We start from the raw sequence: 15,339 nt of genomic DNA on the forward strand, positions 1-15,339 counted from the left end.
TACGGATCATAACTATGTGTGGCACCGCATTGATGGTGTACGGAGGCACAGAGGGGGCGCACAGCGCTAGTTTCGGTCGCATGACCTCCACGCAACTGCCGTCGTTCCCGCTCTCGTTCCCTCGTCAGTACGCCCGGACCCAGCGCTTCACCCTGGGCGTTCCCCGTGCGTTCACGGTCTCTCCGGACGGTGAACGCGTCGTGTTCGTGCGCTCGTCGTCCGGAACGGACCGCTCGCACGCGCTGTGGGTGCTCGATCTCACGGGCGAGCCGCGGGAGCGGTCGGCGGCGGATCCGGAGGCGCTGCTCGCGGGCGCGGCCGAGGAGTTGTCGGCGGAGGAGCGGGCTCGGCGGGAGCGGAGCCGTGAGGGTTCGGGCGGGATCGTGGCGTACGCGGTGGACGCGGCCGTGGAGCTGGCCGCGTTCGCGCTCTCGGGGCGGCTGTTCGCGGCGGAGCTGCGGGCGGGGACGGCGGAGGAACTCCGGGTGCCGGGCCCGGTGGTGGACCCGCGTCCGTCGCCCGACGGGCGGCGCATCGCCTATGTGGCAGGCGGCGCGCTGCGGGTGACGGGCGCGGACGGGCAGGGCGACCGGGCGCTCGTGGAGCCGGAGGACGCGCACACGACGTACGGGCTGGCGGAGTTCATCGCCGCGGAGGAGATGGGCAGGTACCGGGGCTTCTGGTGGTCGCCGGAGTCGGACCGGCTCCTTGTGGCCCGCGCGGACGACCGGTCGGTGCGGCGGTGGTGGATCGCCGATCCGGCGCACCCCGACCGGGAGCCGCAGGTGGTGCCGTATCCGGCGGCGGGGACGGCGAACGCGGAGGTCCGGCTCTACGTGGTGGACCTGGCCGGGGAGCGTACGGAGGTCGCGTGGGATCGCGAGCGGTATCCGTATCTGGCCCGCGTGCACTGGTCGGCGGACGGGGCCCCGCTGCTGCTCGTCCAGGCGCGCGACCAGCGCACCCAGCTGCACCTGGCGGTGGACGTGACGACCGGGGCGACGCGGACGGTCCACGCGGACGAGGACCCGGTGTGGCTGGAGCTGCTGCCGGGGGTGCCGGCGTGGGCTCCGGGCGGGCGGCTGGTGCGGATCGCCGACGAGGGCGGGGCGCGGGTTCTGGCGGTCGGGGACCGGGCGCTCACCGGTGGGGCGCTCCACCTGCGCGGGGTCCTGGACGTCGGGGAGAACGACGTCCTGGTCTCGGCCTCGGCCGGTGAGGAGCGGGCGGAGCCGGAGACCGGGGAGATCCATGTGTACCGGGTCGACGAGCGGGGGGTGGAGCGGGTCTCGGAGGGTGTCGGGGTGCACTCGGCGGTGCGCTGCGGCGCGGTGACGGTGCTGGTCTCGGCGCGGCCGGACGCGCCGGGGAGCGTGGCGCGGGTGCTGCGGGACGGAGCGCAGGTGGCGGTGATCACCTCGTACGCGGAGACTCCGGCGCTCACCGCGGGCGTGCGACTCGTGGAGGGGGGCGCACGGCGGATTCCGTGCGCCGTCCTGCTCCCCTCCGGCTACGCGGAAGGTGACGGGCCGCTTCCCGTACTGATGGATCCGTACGGCGGTCCGCACGGGCAGCGGGTGGTCGCCGCCCACAATCCGCATCTGACGTCAAAGTGGTTCGCCGACCAGGGCTTCGCCGTGATCGTGGCGGACGGGCGGGGTGCGCCGGGCCGGTCGCCCGGCTGGGAGAAGGCGATCAAGAACGATCTGACGCCGACGCTGGACGACCAGATCGAGGCGCTGCACGCGCTCGCCAAGGACTTCCCGCTCGACCTGGGGCGGGTGGCGATCCGGGGCTGGTCGTACGGCGGCTATCTCGCGGCGCTTGGGGTGCTGCGGCGGCCCGACGTCTTCCACGCGGCGATCGCGGGGGCGCCGGTGACGGACTTCCGGCTGTACGACACCCACTACACCGAGCGCTATCTCGGGACGCCACAAGACAGTCCGGAGGTGTACGCGGCGAACTCGCTGGTCACCGACGACGGTCTGGCGGCGCCCGAGGAGCCGGCGCGGCCGATGATGATCATCCATGGTCTGGCGGACGACAATGTGGTGATGGCCCATACGCTCCGGCTCTCCTCGGCGCTGCTCGCCGCGGGGCGGCCCCATGAGGTGCTGCCGCTGACGGGCGTGACCCATATGACGCCGCAGGAGCAGGTGGCGGAGAACATGCTGCTCCTTCAGGTGGACTTCCTGAAGCGGGCGCTCGGCCTGGACCGGTAGCTCACCAGCCGGGCGGGCGGGGGTGCGGCGGGGCGGGCGGCAGCGCGGCGACCGGGCGGCGGAGTGCGGGGCGGGGTGCGCCGCGCAGGGAGAGCAGGACGAGGACGGCGGCTCCGGCGAGGAGCGCGTACGCCGAGGTGGCGAGGGTGAGCCGGCCGTCGTCGTCCGGTGCGGCGAACCGCTCGGCCCACCCGAGCCGTAACGCGACGGCGGCCCCGGAGAGCCCCCAGCCCGTCAGGAGAAGCCCGGCGAGCAGGCCGAGGGGGCGAGCGTGGACGGCGCGGGCGAAGGCCACGCCGGCGGCCGCGAGGAACAGGGCGGCGAGCGTCAGGTTCAGCCAGGCCGGCGGGACGGCGAGGGCGGGCAGGAGGAGCGAGCGGCCGCCGGTGAACCGGTCGACCGTCGCCTCTACAGGGAGCGCGGCCGCCCGGTGCACCTCCCGGGCGGCCCAGCCGAGCCCGGCCACGGCGCAGAGGACCCCGGCGGCGACGGCCGGGCCCGTGCGGGGGCGGGCCGGCAGCTCGCGGCGGGTCTCGGCGGGACGGCGGCCCGCGACGGCGGTGACCAGGAGCCCGGCGGCGAGGACGAGCGTGAGGAGGGTGGTGACGAGGGCGTCGACACCGGTCGCCCAGAGGCCGGGGAGCCGCAGCGCGAGCGTGACGGCCGCGGTGGCGGCGAGCGCGGGCGCGGCGAGGGAGGAGCGCAGGGCGGCGACGGCGGTGGCGGCGTACGCGACGAGCAGCAGGGGGTCGACCAGCGAGGTGGCGGCCCGGCGGCGCGACAGGAACGTGTGCTCCCCGGCCCAGTGCCAGGCGAGCCCGGCGGGCGAGCCGAAGGCCGCGAGGTCCCGCAGGATCCAGACGACGATGACGAGCGCGAGGGCACCGCACAGCGCGGCGCCGGTGAGACGTGCCGGTCGGGTCACAGTCACGGTGCCGATACTCACCGCTACCACGCACCGAAACAAGCGGTTCCGCATATTCGACCGGCAAGGCGCCGGCCAGGACCGCCGAGACCGCCGGCCGCCGAGACGAGCGAGCCGCGGAGCGAGCGGCCGACCGGAATGCTTGGTGCCTCCCGGCCGGCCTACGGCACCCGCACGGCCGTACGCTGCCGAGCGTGCCGTGTTCGTATATCGGATCCAAGTCGGCCGCGTTGCCCCGGCGTTAACCCTCGTCGGGGCGCTCGTCCTCCGACGGGACCACGTGCTTCTCCTCCGCGAAGTGACAGGCGGAGTCGTGCTTCGCCGGGGTGTCCGTCAGCCGGAAGACCGCCGGGACCGCCAGCTCGGGGACCTCCAGCGCGCAGCGCTCCTGCGCCTTCCAGCACCGGGTGCGGAAGCGGCAGCCCGACGGGATGTTCGCCGGCGAGGGCACGTCCCCGGTGAGGATGATGCGCTCGCGGTGCTCCCGCGCGTCCGGGTCCGGCACCGGGACGGCGGAGAGCAGCGCCTGCGTGTACGGGTGCGTGGGGTGGTCGTAGATCTGCGCGTCCGTACCGATCTCGACGATCCGGCCGAGGTACATGACGCCGACCCGGTCCGAGATGTGCCGCACGATCGACAGGTCGTGGGCGATGAAGACGTACGAAAGGCTGAACTCGTCCTGGAGCTTCGCCAGAAGGTTCACCACCTGCGCCTGGACGGAGACGTCGAGCGCCGAGACCGGTTCGTCCGCGACGATGATCTCGGGCTGGAGCGCCAGCCCGCGGGCGATGCCGATGCGCTGGCGCTGACCGCCGGAGAACTGGTGCGGATAGCGGTTGATGTACTCGGGGTTGAGCCCGACCACGTCCAGCAGGTCCTGGACCTTGCGCCGCCGGTCCCCCTTCGGGGCGACCTCGGGGTGGATCTCGTACGGCTCCCCGATGATGTCGCCGACCGTCATCCGCGGGTTGAGCGAGGTGTACGGGTCCTGGAAGACCATCTGGATGTTGCGGCGGACCGCGCGCAGGGCCTTGGCGGACAGCTTGGTGATGTCGTCGCCCTTGTAGCGGATCGACCCCGAGGTCGGGCGCTCCAGGTTGACCAGCATCTTGGCCACGGTGGACTTGCCGCAGCCGGACTCGCCGACGATGCCGAGGGTCTCCCCCGCCGTCAGGTCGAAGTCGACACCGTCGACGGCCTTGACCGCGCCGACGTGCTTCTTGAAGAGGATGCCCTGGGTCAGCGGGTAGTGCTTGTACAGGTCCCGGACCTCGAGGATCGGCTCAGCCACGGAGGGCCTCCTGCCAGAAGTGGCACGCGCTGCGGCGTTCCTCCGACACTTCGTACAACGGCGGCTCGTCCGTGCGGCACATGTCCCTGGCCAGGGGGCAGCGCGGGTTGAAGGCGCAACCGGGTGGGATGGCCAGCAGGTTCGGGGGCAGGCCCTTGATCGCGTACAGCTCCTGGCCCTTCTGGTCCAGGCGCGGGATCGAGTCGAGCAGGCCCCGGGTGTAGGGGTGCGCGGGTGCCTTGTAGATCTCGTGGACGGGGGCGGACTCGACGATCCGGCCCGCGTACATGACGGCGATCCGGTCGGCGACGTCGGCCACGACGCCGAGGTCGTGGGTGATGAGGATCAGGCCCATGTTGAGCTCGCGCTGGAGCTCGGCGAGGAGGTCCATGACCTGGGCCTGGACGGTGACGTCGAGGGCGGTGGTGGGCTCGTCCGCGATGATCAGGTCGGGTTCGAGGGAGAGCGCCATCGCGATCATGATGCGCTGGCGCATGCCTCCCGAGAACTGGTGCGGATACTGCCCCACCCGCTCCTTGGCGGCCGGGATGCGGACCCGGTCCATCAGCTCGACCGCCTTGGCCCGGGAGTCCTTGCGGGACATCCCCTGGTGGACCTGGAACATCTCGCCGAGCTGGTCCCCGACGCTGAGGACGGGGTTGAGCGAGGACAGCGCGTCCTGGAAGATCATCGCCATCTTCGCGCCACGCACCTTGCGCCGCTCGTCCTCCTTGAGCTTCAGCAGGTCCTGGCCCTGGAAGAGGATCTCGCCGCCGGTGATCTTCCCCGGTGGGATGTCGAGGATGCCCATGATGGCCTGGGCGGTGACGGACTTTCCGGATCCGGACTCACCCAGCACGGCCAGGGTCTCACCCGCGTCGACCGAGTAGCTGACCCCGTTGACCGCCTTCGCCACTCCGTCCCGGGTGTGGAACTCCACGTGCAGATCGCTCACTTCGAGCAGCATGGGCGGCTACCTCAGCTTCGGGTCGAGGGCGTCGCGCACCGCGTCGCCGAGCATGATGAACGCGAGCACGGTGATGGCGAGCGCGCCCGCCGGCCAGAGCAGCATGTGCGGGGCGTTGCGGATGTACTGCGAGGCCGAGGAGATGTCGATGCCCCAGGAGACGGTCGGCGGCTTCAGCCCGACGCCCAGGTAGGACAGGGTCGCTTCGAGCGAGATGTACGTACCGAGGGCGATGGTCGCCACGACGATGACCGGCGCGACGGCGTTGGGCGTGATGTGGCGCAGCAGCATGCGGGAGTTGGAGGCGCCGAGCGCCCGGGCGGCCTGCACGTAGTCGTTCTGTTTGGCGGTGATGACCGAGCCGCGGGCGATGCGGGAGATCTGTGGCCAGCCGAGCAGCACCATGAAGCCGATGACGGGCCAGATCGTGCTGCTGGTGACGACCGACAGCAGGACCAGTCCGCCGAGCACGACGGGGATGGCGAAGAAGACGTCGGTGATCCGGGAGACGACGGCGTCCGAGCCGCCGCCGAAGAAGCCGGCGATGCCGCCGAGGACGGAGCCGAGGATCGCGACGCCGAGGGTGGCGAGGACGCCGACGCTGACGGAGGTCCGGGCACCGTAGACCGTACGGGTGTAGACGTCGCAGCCCTGGCCGTTGAAGCCGAAGGGGTGGCCGGGCTGGGAGCCCTCCTGCGCCTTGGAGAGGTCGCACTGGAGGGGGTCTCCGCTGGCGATCAGGGACGGCCAGATGGAGATGACCACCAGGAAGATGATGATCAGGCCGGAGATGATGAAGACCGGGTTGCGGCGCAGGTCGTGCCAGGCGTCGGACCACAGGGAGCGGGGCTTGCCCGTGGGGCCGGTGCCCAGGGGCCCGCCCGGGGTCTTCTCCAGCGACTCGCCCTCTTCCATGGCGAGGTCCGTGGCGCCACCCGCCCCCGTGTGGTCGATGGCGCGGCCGTCGTCGAACGGCGCGGGCTGCTCAGGCATAGCGAATCCTCGGGTCAAGGACGGCGTACAGGAGGTCGACGAGCAGGTTGGCCACCAGGAAGACGAGGACGAGGACGGTCACGAAGCCGACGACGGTCTGGGTGCTCTGGCGGACGATGCCCTGGTAGAGCTGGTAGCCGACGCCATGGATGTTGAAGATCCGCTCGGTGACGATGGCGCCCCCCATCAGCGCGCCGATGTCGGCGCCGATGAAGGTGACCACCGGGATGAGCGAGTTGCGCAGCAGGTGCCGGGAGATGACCCGGCGGCGCGGGAGGCCCTTGGCGACGGCGGTGCGGACGTAGTCGGCGCGCTTGTTCTCGGCGATCGAGGTCCGGGTGAGCCGGGTGACGTAGGCGAGGGAGACGGAGGCGAGGACGAGGCCGGGGACGATCAGCTCGTTGAAGGGGGCCTCGGGCGAGACGGCGGGCTTGATCCAGCCCCACTCCACGCCCAGCAGCAGCTGGAGCAGCAGGCCGGTGACGAACGTCGGGATCGAGATCACGACGAGCGTGAGCACCAGCACGGTGGTGTCGACGGGGCGGCCGCGGCGCAGGCCGGTCACCACGCCGAGGCTGATGCCGATGACGATCTCGAAGAGGATCGCGACGATGGTGAGCCTGATGGTGACGGGGAAGGCGCTTGCCATCAGCTCGGTCACCGGCTGGCCGTTGAAGGCCGTACCGAAGTCGCCGGTGAAGAGGTTGCCCATGTAGATCAGGTATTGCTGCCATACCGGCTTGTCGAGACCGAACTCCTTCTCCAGCTGGGCGGCGGTCGCCGGGTCGCAGGCGCGGTCGCCGCAGAGGCCGGCGATGGGGTCGCCCATCACGTTCACCATCAGGAAGATCAGCAGGGTGGCGCCGATGAAGACCGGGATCATCTGCAGCAGACGCCGGATCACATAACGACCCATGAGGGGCTCCGGGGGTGTGGGGACGTCGTACGGCCCGGCTCGCGCGTGATCGCCAGGCCGGGCCGTACGCCGACGAGCTGCGTCAGTTGACCTTGATCTGGTCGTAGACGGGGACGCTGAAGGGGTTCAGGGTCACGTTGGAGATGCGCTCGGAGTAGCCCGCGCTGCCGTTCTGGTACCAGAGCGGGATCGCGCCCATGTCGTCGCGGAGGACCTCCTCGGCGCTCTGGAAGGTCTCGACGGCCTTGGCGATGTCGGACTCGGCGTTGGCCTGGTCGACGAGCTTGTCGAACTCCGGGTCGGTGTACTTTCCGTCGTTCGACGAGGCGTTGGTGTAGTAGAGCGGCTGCAGGAAGTTCTGGATGAGCGGGTAGTCCATCTGCCAGCCGGCCCGGAACGGGCCCTTCATCTTCTGCGTGCTGACCTGGCTGCGGAAGTCGGCGAAGGTGCCGATGGGGTTGCCGACGCAGGCCCGGTTGTTGCCGAGGGCGTTGTTGATGGAGTTGCAGACGGCGTCCACCCACTCCTTGTGGGAGCCGGTGTCGGCGTTGTACGTGATCGTCATCGTGCCGCCGGGGATGCCACCGCCCTCGGCGACCAGCTTCTTCGCCTCTTCGGCGTTGTACTGGCAGAAGTCGCCGCAGATGTCCTTGAAGCCGCCCTCCTCGCCGAGGACGGGGGAGGTCCAGTCGACAGCCGGGGTGCGGGTCTTCTGGAAGATCTGGTCGGTGATCTGCTGGCGGTTGATCGCCATGGAGAGGCCCTGCCGGAGCTTCTCCTGCCCCGGCTTGTTCCACGCCGGGTCGTAGAACGGGAAGCCGAGGGTCTGGATGATGCCGGCCGGGACGTTGATGTACCGGTCGCCGAGGTCCGCCTCGACGTTCTTGAGCTGGGAGGCGGGCACGTCGTCCACGAGGTCGAGGTTGCCGGCCGTCAGATCGGTGTAGGCGGTGTTGTTGTCGGTGTAGACCTTGAGGGTCACGCCGCCGTTCTGCGCCTTGTCGTCGCCGGGGTAGCCGTCCCAGCGCTGCAGTTCCATCTGCGAGCCCTTGGAGTACGAGGCGACGGTGTACGGGCCGTTCCCGACGGGCTTGTCGAGCCAGGCCGCGTGGTCGTCGAAGAAGGACTGGGGCAGCGGGGCGAAGGCGACGTAGCCGAGGGTGTCCGGCCAGGTGGAGAACTTCTGGGTGAGCTTGACCGTGAACGTCTTGGGGTTGACGACCTTGAGACCGGACATGGTCTCCGCGGTCGGCTCGCCCGACTCGGGGTGGACCTGGTCGTAGCCCTCGATCTGACCGAAGAAGAAGGCGTTCTTCTGATTGTTCTTCAGCGACGCGCCGTAGTTCCAGGCATCTACGAAGGACTGCGCGGTGACCTGCTCGCCGTTGGAGAAGGTCCAGCCGTCCTTGAGCGTGATGGTGAAGTTGGTGGAGTCGGTCGTCTCAATGCTCTCGGCGAGCATGTTCTTCGCCTCGCCGGTCTTCGGGTCGTACTGCTTGAGTCCCCGGAAGATCATGGACAGGACCTTGCCGCCCTGGACCTCGTTGGTGTTCCCGGGTTCCAGCGGGTTCTGCGGATCACCCCACGAGGAGCTCACGATGCCGTCGGCGCCACCGCCTCCGCCGTCGCCTCCGCCGCCGCATGCCGTCACCGTGAGGGCGACGGCAACGGCCAGTGCGGCCCACTTGGCGTGCGTGGCTCCACGCATCAGGTGCCTCCCGAGGATCTCTGGTCTCTACCGAGAGCCCCAATATCACCCGAGTGCGGGCGGTATGCACCTTTACGACACCCGTAAGAAGAAACGCGTGAGGCGCCCGGCCGAATCGGCCGGGCGCCTCACGCGTAGAACTCGGTCATCCGGCGTGGACGACGTCCTTCTCCTCGGCGAAGTGACACGCCGACTCGTGCGCGGCCGGGGTGTCCTGGCCCTGGAAGCGCTCGGGGATCGCCAGCAGCGGGACCTCCGTGGAGCACTTCTCCTCCGCCTTCCAGCACCGGGTGCGGAAGCGGCAGCCCGATGGCGGGTTGGCCGGCGAGGGGACGTCACCCGTGAGGATGATCCGCTCGCGGCCCTCGCGGGCCTCCGGGTCCGGGACCGGGACCGCCGACAGCAGCGCCTGGGTGTAGGGGTGCGTCGGGTGGTCGTAGATCTGCGTGTCCGTACCGATCTCGGCCATCTTGCCGAGGTACATGACGCCGACCCGGTCGGAGATGTGCCGGACGATCGACAGGTCGTGCGCGATGAAGACGTAGGAGAGGTTGAACTCGTCCTGCAGCTTCTCCATCAGGTTGATGACCTGCGCCTGGACTGAGACGTCCAGGGCCGAGACCGGCTCGTCGCAGATGATGATCTCCGGGTTGAGCGCGAGGCCTCGGGCGATGCCGATGCGCTGGCGCTGACCGCCGGAGAACTGGTGCGGGTAGCGGTTGATGTACTCGGGGTTCAGACCGACCACATCGAGCAGCTCCTGCACCTTGCGGCGCCGGTCACCCTTCGGGGCCACCTCGGGGTGGATGTCGAAGGGCTCACCGATGATGTCGCCGACCGTCATGCGCGGGTTCAGCGAGGTGTACGGGTCCTGGAACACCATCTGGATGTTCCGGCGGACGGCCTTCAGGGCGCGGCCGGACAGCCGGGTGATGTCCTGGCCCTTGTAGAAGACCTCGCCCGCGGTCGCCTTCTCCAGGTTCATCAGCAGCTTGGCGACCGTGGACTTGCCACAGCCGGACTCGCCGACGATGCCGAGGGTCTCGCCCTGGTAGAGGTCGAAGGAGACCCCGTCCACGGCCTTGACCGCGCCGACCTGGCGCTTGAACAGGATGCCCTGGGTCAGCGGGAAGTGCTTGACCAGGTTGCGCACCTGCAGGATCGGCTCACCGCGCTCGACCGGCGCCTCGATGGCGGCTACGGCCTCCGCCTCGCTCGCGGCGTCGACCTCGTGGACCTCGGTGACGTTCGGAGTCGCGTCCGCGGCCTCGTCCTTCTTGCTGAGCTCAGCCATGGATCGTCTCCTTCCAGAAGTGGCAGGCGCTGCCGCGGCCCGGCAGATCCGTGCCGTCCTGCTCGGTGACCGGCGTGAGCGCCGGGACCTCCGTGCGGCAGACGTCGTCCGCCTTGGGGCAGCGCGGGTTGAAGGCGCAGCCCGACGGGATCTTGAGCAGGTTGGGCGGCAGACCCTTGATCGCGTAGAGCTCCTGGCCCTTCTGGTCCAGGCGCGGGATCGAGTCGAGCAGACCCTTGGTGTACGGGTGGGCCGGGCGCTTGTAGATCTCGTGCACCGGCGACTGCTCGACGATCCGGCCCGCGTACATCACGGCGATCTTGTCCGCGACGTCGGCGACGACGCCGAGGTCGTGGGTGATCAGGATCAGACCCATGTTGAGCTCGCGCTGGAGCTCCGCGAGAAGGTCCATCACCTGGGCCTGCACGGTCACGTCGAGCGCCGTGGTGGGCTCGTCCGCGATGATCAGGTCGGGCTCGAGAGCGAGCGCCATGGCGATCATGATGCGCTGACGCATACCGCCGGAGAACTGGTGCGGGTAGTCGTTGACCCGCGCCGCGGCGGCCGGGATCTTCACCCGGTCCATCAGCTCGATCGCCTTGGCCTTGGCCTCCTTCTTGGAGAGGCCCTGGTGCACCCGGAACATCTCGCCGAGCTGGTAGCCGACGCTGAGCACGGGGTTGAGCGAGGACAGCGCGTCCTGGAAGATCATCGCGATCTTGCTGCCGCGCAGCTTGCGGTGCTCGTCCTCGGACATCTTGAGCATGTCCTGGCCGCGGAAGAGGATCTCTCCCTTGGTCACGAACCCCGGCGGAGTGTCGAGGATGCCCATGATGGCCTGCGCGGTCACGGACTTGCCGGAACCGGACTCGCCGAGGACGGCGAGGGTCTCGCCGGCGTTCACGGAGTACGAGACACCGTTCACGGCCTTGGCGACACCCTCACGGGTGCGGAACTCCACATGGAGGTCGCGTACGTCGAGCAGCGGACCGTCGTGGGTCGCGCCGTCGCGCGGCGCGGGGACGCTCGCGGTTTTGTCGATGGTGGTCACTGCGTTCGTCCTTACTCTCAGCGCAGCTTCGGGTCGAAGGCGTCACGGACCGCGTCGCCGAGCATGATGAAGGCGAGCACCGTGATGGTGAGCATTCCGGACGGGAACAGCAGCGGGTGCAGCCCCTGGGAGATGCGCTGCTGCGCCTCGGAGATCATCACGCCCCAGGAGATGGCCGGGGGCCTGATGCCGATACCGAGGAAGCTCAGCGTCGCTTCCGCGCCGATGACGACACCGAGGGAGATCGTGGCGACCACGATCACCGGGGTGACGGAGTTCGGCATGACGTGACGGAACATCAGCCGCCAGGTGGAGGCACCCAGCGAACGGGCCGCGGCGACGTAGTCCGCCTGCTTCACCTGCATGACGGCACCGCGCATGACGCGGGCCATGGACATCCAGCCGACGACGGAGAGCGTGATGACCACGGCCATCACACCGGCGTTGCGCATGCCCTTCTCGTCACGGAAGTTGTTCAGGATGACGATCGCGGCGAGCAGCAGCGGCAGTCCGAAGAAGACGTTGGTGACGAACGAGAGGAGGGCGTCCGTCCACTTGCCGAAGAAGCCGCCGAGGACACCGACGAGTCCGCCGAGGAGCAGCGAGAAGATCGTCGTCAGCACACCCACGATCACCGAGTTACGGGTGCCGTAGATGGTCTGCGAATAGACGTCGCAGCCCTGGAAGTTGTAGCCGAACCAGGCGTCGCCGCTGGGGCCGGCCATCGAGTTCTTCAGGTCGCAGTCGAGCGGCTCGACGCTGGTGAAGAGACCCGGGAAGGCGGCGATGGTCAGGATGGCGACGATGAGGACCGCCGACACGAGGAACATCGGCCGGCGGATCAGGTCCCGGAACGCGTCCTGGGCGAGACTGCGCGGCTTGTCCTGCCTGGCTGCGGTCGGGCCCGGCGCGACTGTCCCGGCGATGCTCTCGGTGTAGGCCTCTTCGGGCGCCTTGAAGGCGTTACTCATAGCGAATCCTCGGGTCAAGCACGGCGTACAGCAGGTCGACGATCAGCGCGGTGATCAGATAGACGAGCACCAGCAGGCTGACGAATCCGACGACCGCCGGTCCGTCCTCCACGTTGAGCGAGCTGAACAGCTGGAAACCCACACCGGGGATGTTGAAGATGCCCTCGGTGACGATGGCGCCGCCCATGAGGGAGCCGAGGTCGGCGCCCAGGTAGGTGACCACGGGGATCAGCGAGTTGCGCAGCACGTGGATGCCGATCACTCGGCTCTTCGGAAGGCCCTTGGCCTTCGCGGTCCTGATGTAGTCGGCGCGGAGGTTCTCCGCGACCGAGGCCCGTGCGAGTCGCGCGATGTACGCGAGCGAGACGGAACCGAGCACCATACCCGGCAGCAGGTAGCTGATGAATCCGTCGTCGGTGCCGGCGACGGGGAACAGTCCCCATTCCTGTCCGAGGAAGGTCTGGCCGACGTTGCCGAGCACGAAGATCGGGATGGCGATGACGGTCAGGGTGGAGACGAGCACCAGGTTGTCGATGAAGCTGCCGCGGCGCATGCCCGCGAGCACACCGGCGACGACGCCGATGACGAGCTCGAAGACGAAGGCCACACCGGCGACCTTCAGCGTCTCGGGCCAGGCCTCGGCGAGGAGCTCGACGATGGGCCGGCCCTGCGCGATGGACTCACCGAAGTCGCCCTGGAGCAGGCCGCTGAAGTAGTACCAGTACCGGATGAGGAATGGCTCGTTCAGGTGGTACTGCTCGGTCAGCGTCGCTCTGATGTTGTCAGGTACTGGCTTCTCGCCGTACAGATTCTGGATGGGGTCGCCACCCATCTGCGTGACGAGAAAATAGACGATCAACGTGGTGCCGATGAAGACGGGCACCATCTGAAGGATTCGTCGGATGACGAACCGGCCCATGGGTCCTCCTCGCGAGAAGCGGCGGGGGCCGGTGTTCCGGCCCCCGCCGCCGTTCTCGACTATTCGTTTGGGTCAGATGCCTGAGGCTGTTAGGCCTTGGAGATCTTCGTGACGTCGACCCGGTTGAAGAGGTCCATCTCGACGTTCGCGACCTTCTTGCTGTGCGCGAACACGTTCTTGCCGAAGCGCAGCGGGATCACCGGCATGTCCTGGACGAGCACGTCCTCGGCCTGCTGCCAGAGCTTGATGGCCTCGGCAGGGGTCTTGGCGGCGCGGCCTTCCTCGACCAGCTTGTCGAACTGCTTGTTGCTGTAGCCGTAGTAGTTCGAGGAACCACCGGTGGTGAACAGCGGGCCGAGGTAGTTCTCCATGGACGGGTAGTCCATGATCCAGCCCATGCGGAACATGCCGGAGAACTTCTTCTGCTCGACCTGGGTCAGCAGCTCGGCGAACTGCGGGACGGCCTGGCCGACGCAGTCGACACCGAGGTTCTTCTTGACCTGGTTGCAGGTGGCGTCCACCCACTCCTTGTGACCGCCATCGCCGTTGTAGCCGATGTTGATCTTGTTGCCCTCGATGCCGCCGGCCTTCGCGAGGAGAGCCTTGGCAGCGGCCGGGTCGAACTTGCAGGACTCACCGCAGGTGTTGTCGCGGTAGCCGCCGACGACCGGGGAGACGAAGGAGCGGGCCGGGGACTGCGAGTCGTTGAAGATCACCTTGGTGATCTCCTCGCGGTCGATGGCCATCGAGATCGCCTTGCGGACCTCCGGCTTCGAGTACTTCTTGTCGTACGTCGGGAACGACACGAACTGGAAGGTCGAGGCCGGGGACGACTTGAAGCGGTCACCGAACTGCTTCGGAGCGTTGGCCAGCTCGGAGGTCGGAACCTGCGGGATGACGTCAAGGGCGCCGGCGACGACGTCCTTATACATCGTCTCCTGCTTCTGGTAGATCTTGTACGTCACCGAGTCCACGTTGGGCTTGTTGGTGCCCGTGTAGTCAGGGTTCTTGACGACCTTGATCGCCTTGTTGTGGTCCCACTTGCCCTCGATCTTGAAGGCACCCTGGCCGATCGGAGCCTCTTCGTACGCCTTGATGTTGGCGATCGCGGCGTCCGGCAGCGGGTAGAAGACCGTGTAGCCGAGGACGGTCTTGTAGTCGGCGAAGGGCTTCGCCAGCTTGACCGTGAAGGTGGTGTCGTCGACGACCTTGAGGCCCGACAGCTCCTTGGCGCTCGGCTCGGGGGCCTTCTTCGGGCCCTCCTCGCCGTCCGGGTCCGCCGGGTTGAGGGCGTCGTAGCCGTCAATGGTGGCGAAGAAGTAGTTGCCGTCGGCCGCGTTCGGGCCGTAGGCACCCCAGTTCCAACCCTGGACGTAGCTCTTGGCGGTCACCGGGGTGCCGTCGTGGAACTTCTGCCCCGGCTTGATCTTGATGGTCCAGAGCTGGTTGTCCGTCGTCGTGACCGACTCGGCAGCGTCCTCGACCGGCTGGTTCTTGTCGTCGTAGCTGACGAGCGGACGGAACAGCGCGTCCAGCACCTGCGAGCCCTCGGACTCGGTCGTCGTCTGCGGGACGAGGCGCTTCGGCTCGGAGATGCCGACGCTCACAGCGCCGCCGGCCTTCGCCTTGCCTTCACCCTCCCCGCCCTTGTCGTTGCTGCCGCCACAGGCGGTTGCTGCCAGGGCCACGACGATCGCGCCCGCTACCCACTTGGCGCTCTTGGCACCGCGCATGGGTTCCTCCTCATGAGTCCACTTGTCACTACAAGGGGGGCACTTCGAGTTCGCCGACACCCCTGACGGCATTGGACTCAAGTGCCCCTAGTGTGCTCGTGAGTCGACACTCCCCACAGTGCGTGACCCATTGACCCGAGCTCAATGGAGCCAACTATTAAGTACGTCCGGGCTGTAAACCACACTTAAGTGGTCTCGTTTTGGCAACATCAGTAAGGGCCTTGAGACCGAAATCCGGACAAACTGATCACAGACAGACACCCCCGAAACGGACCGTTAACACACGTTCCGGAGAGCGACGTCCGGAAACCGGACAGCGTGACGAGAAATCAGTTTGACGAGATCCCGA

The 15,339-nt window shown here is 68.4% G+C and carries 12 protein-coding genes; 1 reads left to right on the forward strand and 11 read right to left on the reverse strand.

All coding sequences use genetic code 11. From position 1 onward, the window contains the following. The first annotated feature begins 80 nt into the window (after window positions 1-80). Entirely contained in the window at window positions 81-2,222 is a 2,142-nt protein-coding gene (locus tag ACZ3OF_RS10495) for a S9 family peptidase (RefSeq protein ID WP_467304015.1), read from the forward strand. Window position 2,223: 1 nt separating this feature from the next. On the opposite strand, the gene ACZ3OF_RS10500 is transcribed toward ACZ3OF_RS10495, so the two are convergent. The 11 genes from ACZ3OF_RS10500 to ACZ3OF_RS10550 form a co-directional block, all read right to left on the reverse strand. Further along, the gene (locus ACZ3OF_RS10500) at window positions 2,224-3,153 is read right to left on the reverse strand and encodes a hypothetical protein (RefSeq protein WP_361668429.1); all 930 of its coding nucleotides are present in this window, start codon (window positions 3,151-3,153) and stop codon (window positions 2,224-2,226) included. A 235-nt stretch (window positions 3,154-3,388) separates the two neighbouring features. Then, on the reverse strand, window positions 3,389-4,438 hold the full coding sequence (locus ACZ3OF_RS10505; RefSeq protein ID WP_361668426.1) for an ABC transporter ATP-binding protein: 1,050 nt from the start codon (window positions 4,436-4,438) through the stop codon (window positions 3,389-3,391). Next, entirely contained in the window at window positions 4,431-5,405 is a 975-nt protein-coding gene (locus ACZ3OF_RS10510) for an ABC transporter ATP-binding protein (protein WP_361668423.1), read from the reverse strand. The genes ACZ3OF_RS10505 and ACZ3OF_RS10510 overlap by 8 nt, the downstream gene beginning before the upstream one ends. A 6-nt stretch (window positions 5,406-5,411) precedes the next feature. After that, window positions 5,412-6,398, reverse strand: a complete 987-nt coding sequence (locus tag ACZ3OF_RS10515) for an ABC transporter permease (RefSeq protein ID WP_361668420.1) — start codon at window positions 6,396-6,398, stop codon at window positions 5,412-5,414. Continuing rightward, the gene (locus tag ACZ3OF_RS10520; protein WP_361668418.1) at window positions 6,391-7,314 is read right to left on the reverse strand and encodes an ABC transporter permease; all 924 of its coding nucleotides are present in this window, start codon (window positions 7,312-7,314) and stop codon (window positions 6,391-6,393) included. Before ACZ3OF_RS10520 ends, ACZ3OF_RS10515 begins: the two co-directional genes overlap by 8 nt. 82 nt (window positions 7,315-7,396) lie before the next feature. Further along, a complete protein-coding gene (locus ACZ3OF_RS10525) occupies window positions 7,397-9,022 on the reverse strand; it encodes a peptide ABC transporter substrate-binding protein (RefSeq protein ID WP_361668415.1) in 1,626 nt (541 codons plus the stop codon). 145 nt (window positions 9,023-9,167) lie between these two features. Beyond that, on the reverse strand, window positions 9,168-10,316 hold the full coding sequence (locus ACZ3OF_RS10530; RefSeq protein WP_467304019.1) for an ABC transporter ATP-binding protein: 1,149 nt from the start codon (window positions 10,314-10,316) through the stop codon (window positions 9,168-9,170). Continuing rightward, window positions 10,309-11,367 carry an ABC transporter ATP-binding protein gene (locus tag ACZ3OF_RS10535; RefSeq protein WP_467304021.1) on the reverse strand — a complete coding sequence of 353 codons (1,059 nt, stop codon included), beginning with the start codon at window positions 11,365-11,367 and terminating at the stop codon, window positions 10,309-10,311. The genes ACZ3OF_RS10530 and ACZ3OF_RS10535 overlap by 8 nt, the downstream gene beginning before the upstream one ends. 17 nt (window positions 11,368-11,384) lie before the next feature. Next, window positions 11,385-12,338, reverse strand: coding sequence for an ABC transporter permease (locus ACZ3OF_RS10540; RefSeq protein ID WP_361668408.1), 954 nt, complete (start codon window positions 12,336-12,338; stop codon window positions 11,385-11,387). Beyond that, window positions 12,331-13,257, reverse strand: a complete 927-nt coding sequence (locus ACZ3OF_RS10545) for an ABC transporter permease (RefSeq protein WP_361436229.1) — start codon at window positions 13,255-13,257, stop codon at window positions 12,331-12,333. The genes ACZ3OF_RS10540 and ACZ3OF_RS10545 overlap by 8 nt, the downstream gene beginning before the upstream one ends. An 89-nt stretch (window positions 13,258-13,346) precedes the next feature. After that, the gene (locus tag ACZ3OF_RS10550; RefSeq protein ID WP_361668406.1) at window positions 13,347-14,990 is read right to left on the reverse strand and encodes a peptide ABC transporter substrate-binding protein; all 1,644 of its coding nucleotides are present in this window, start codon (window positions 14,988-14,990) and stop codon (window positions 13,347-13,349) included. Window positions 14,991-15,339 lie beyond the last annotated feature (349 nt).

It is taken from the genome of Streptomyces sp. NPDC022552, assembly GCF_055561875.1.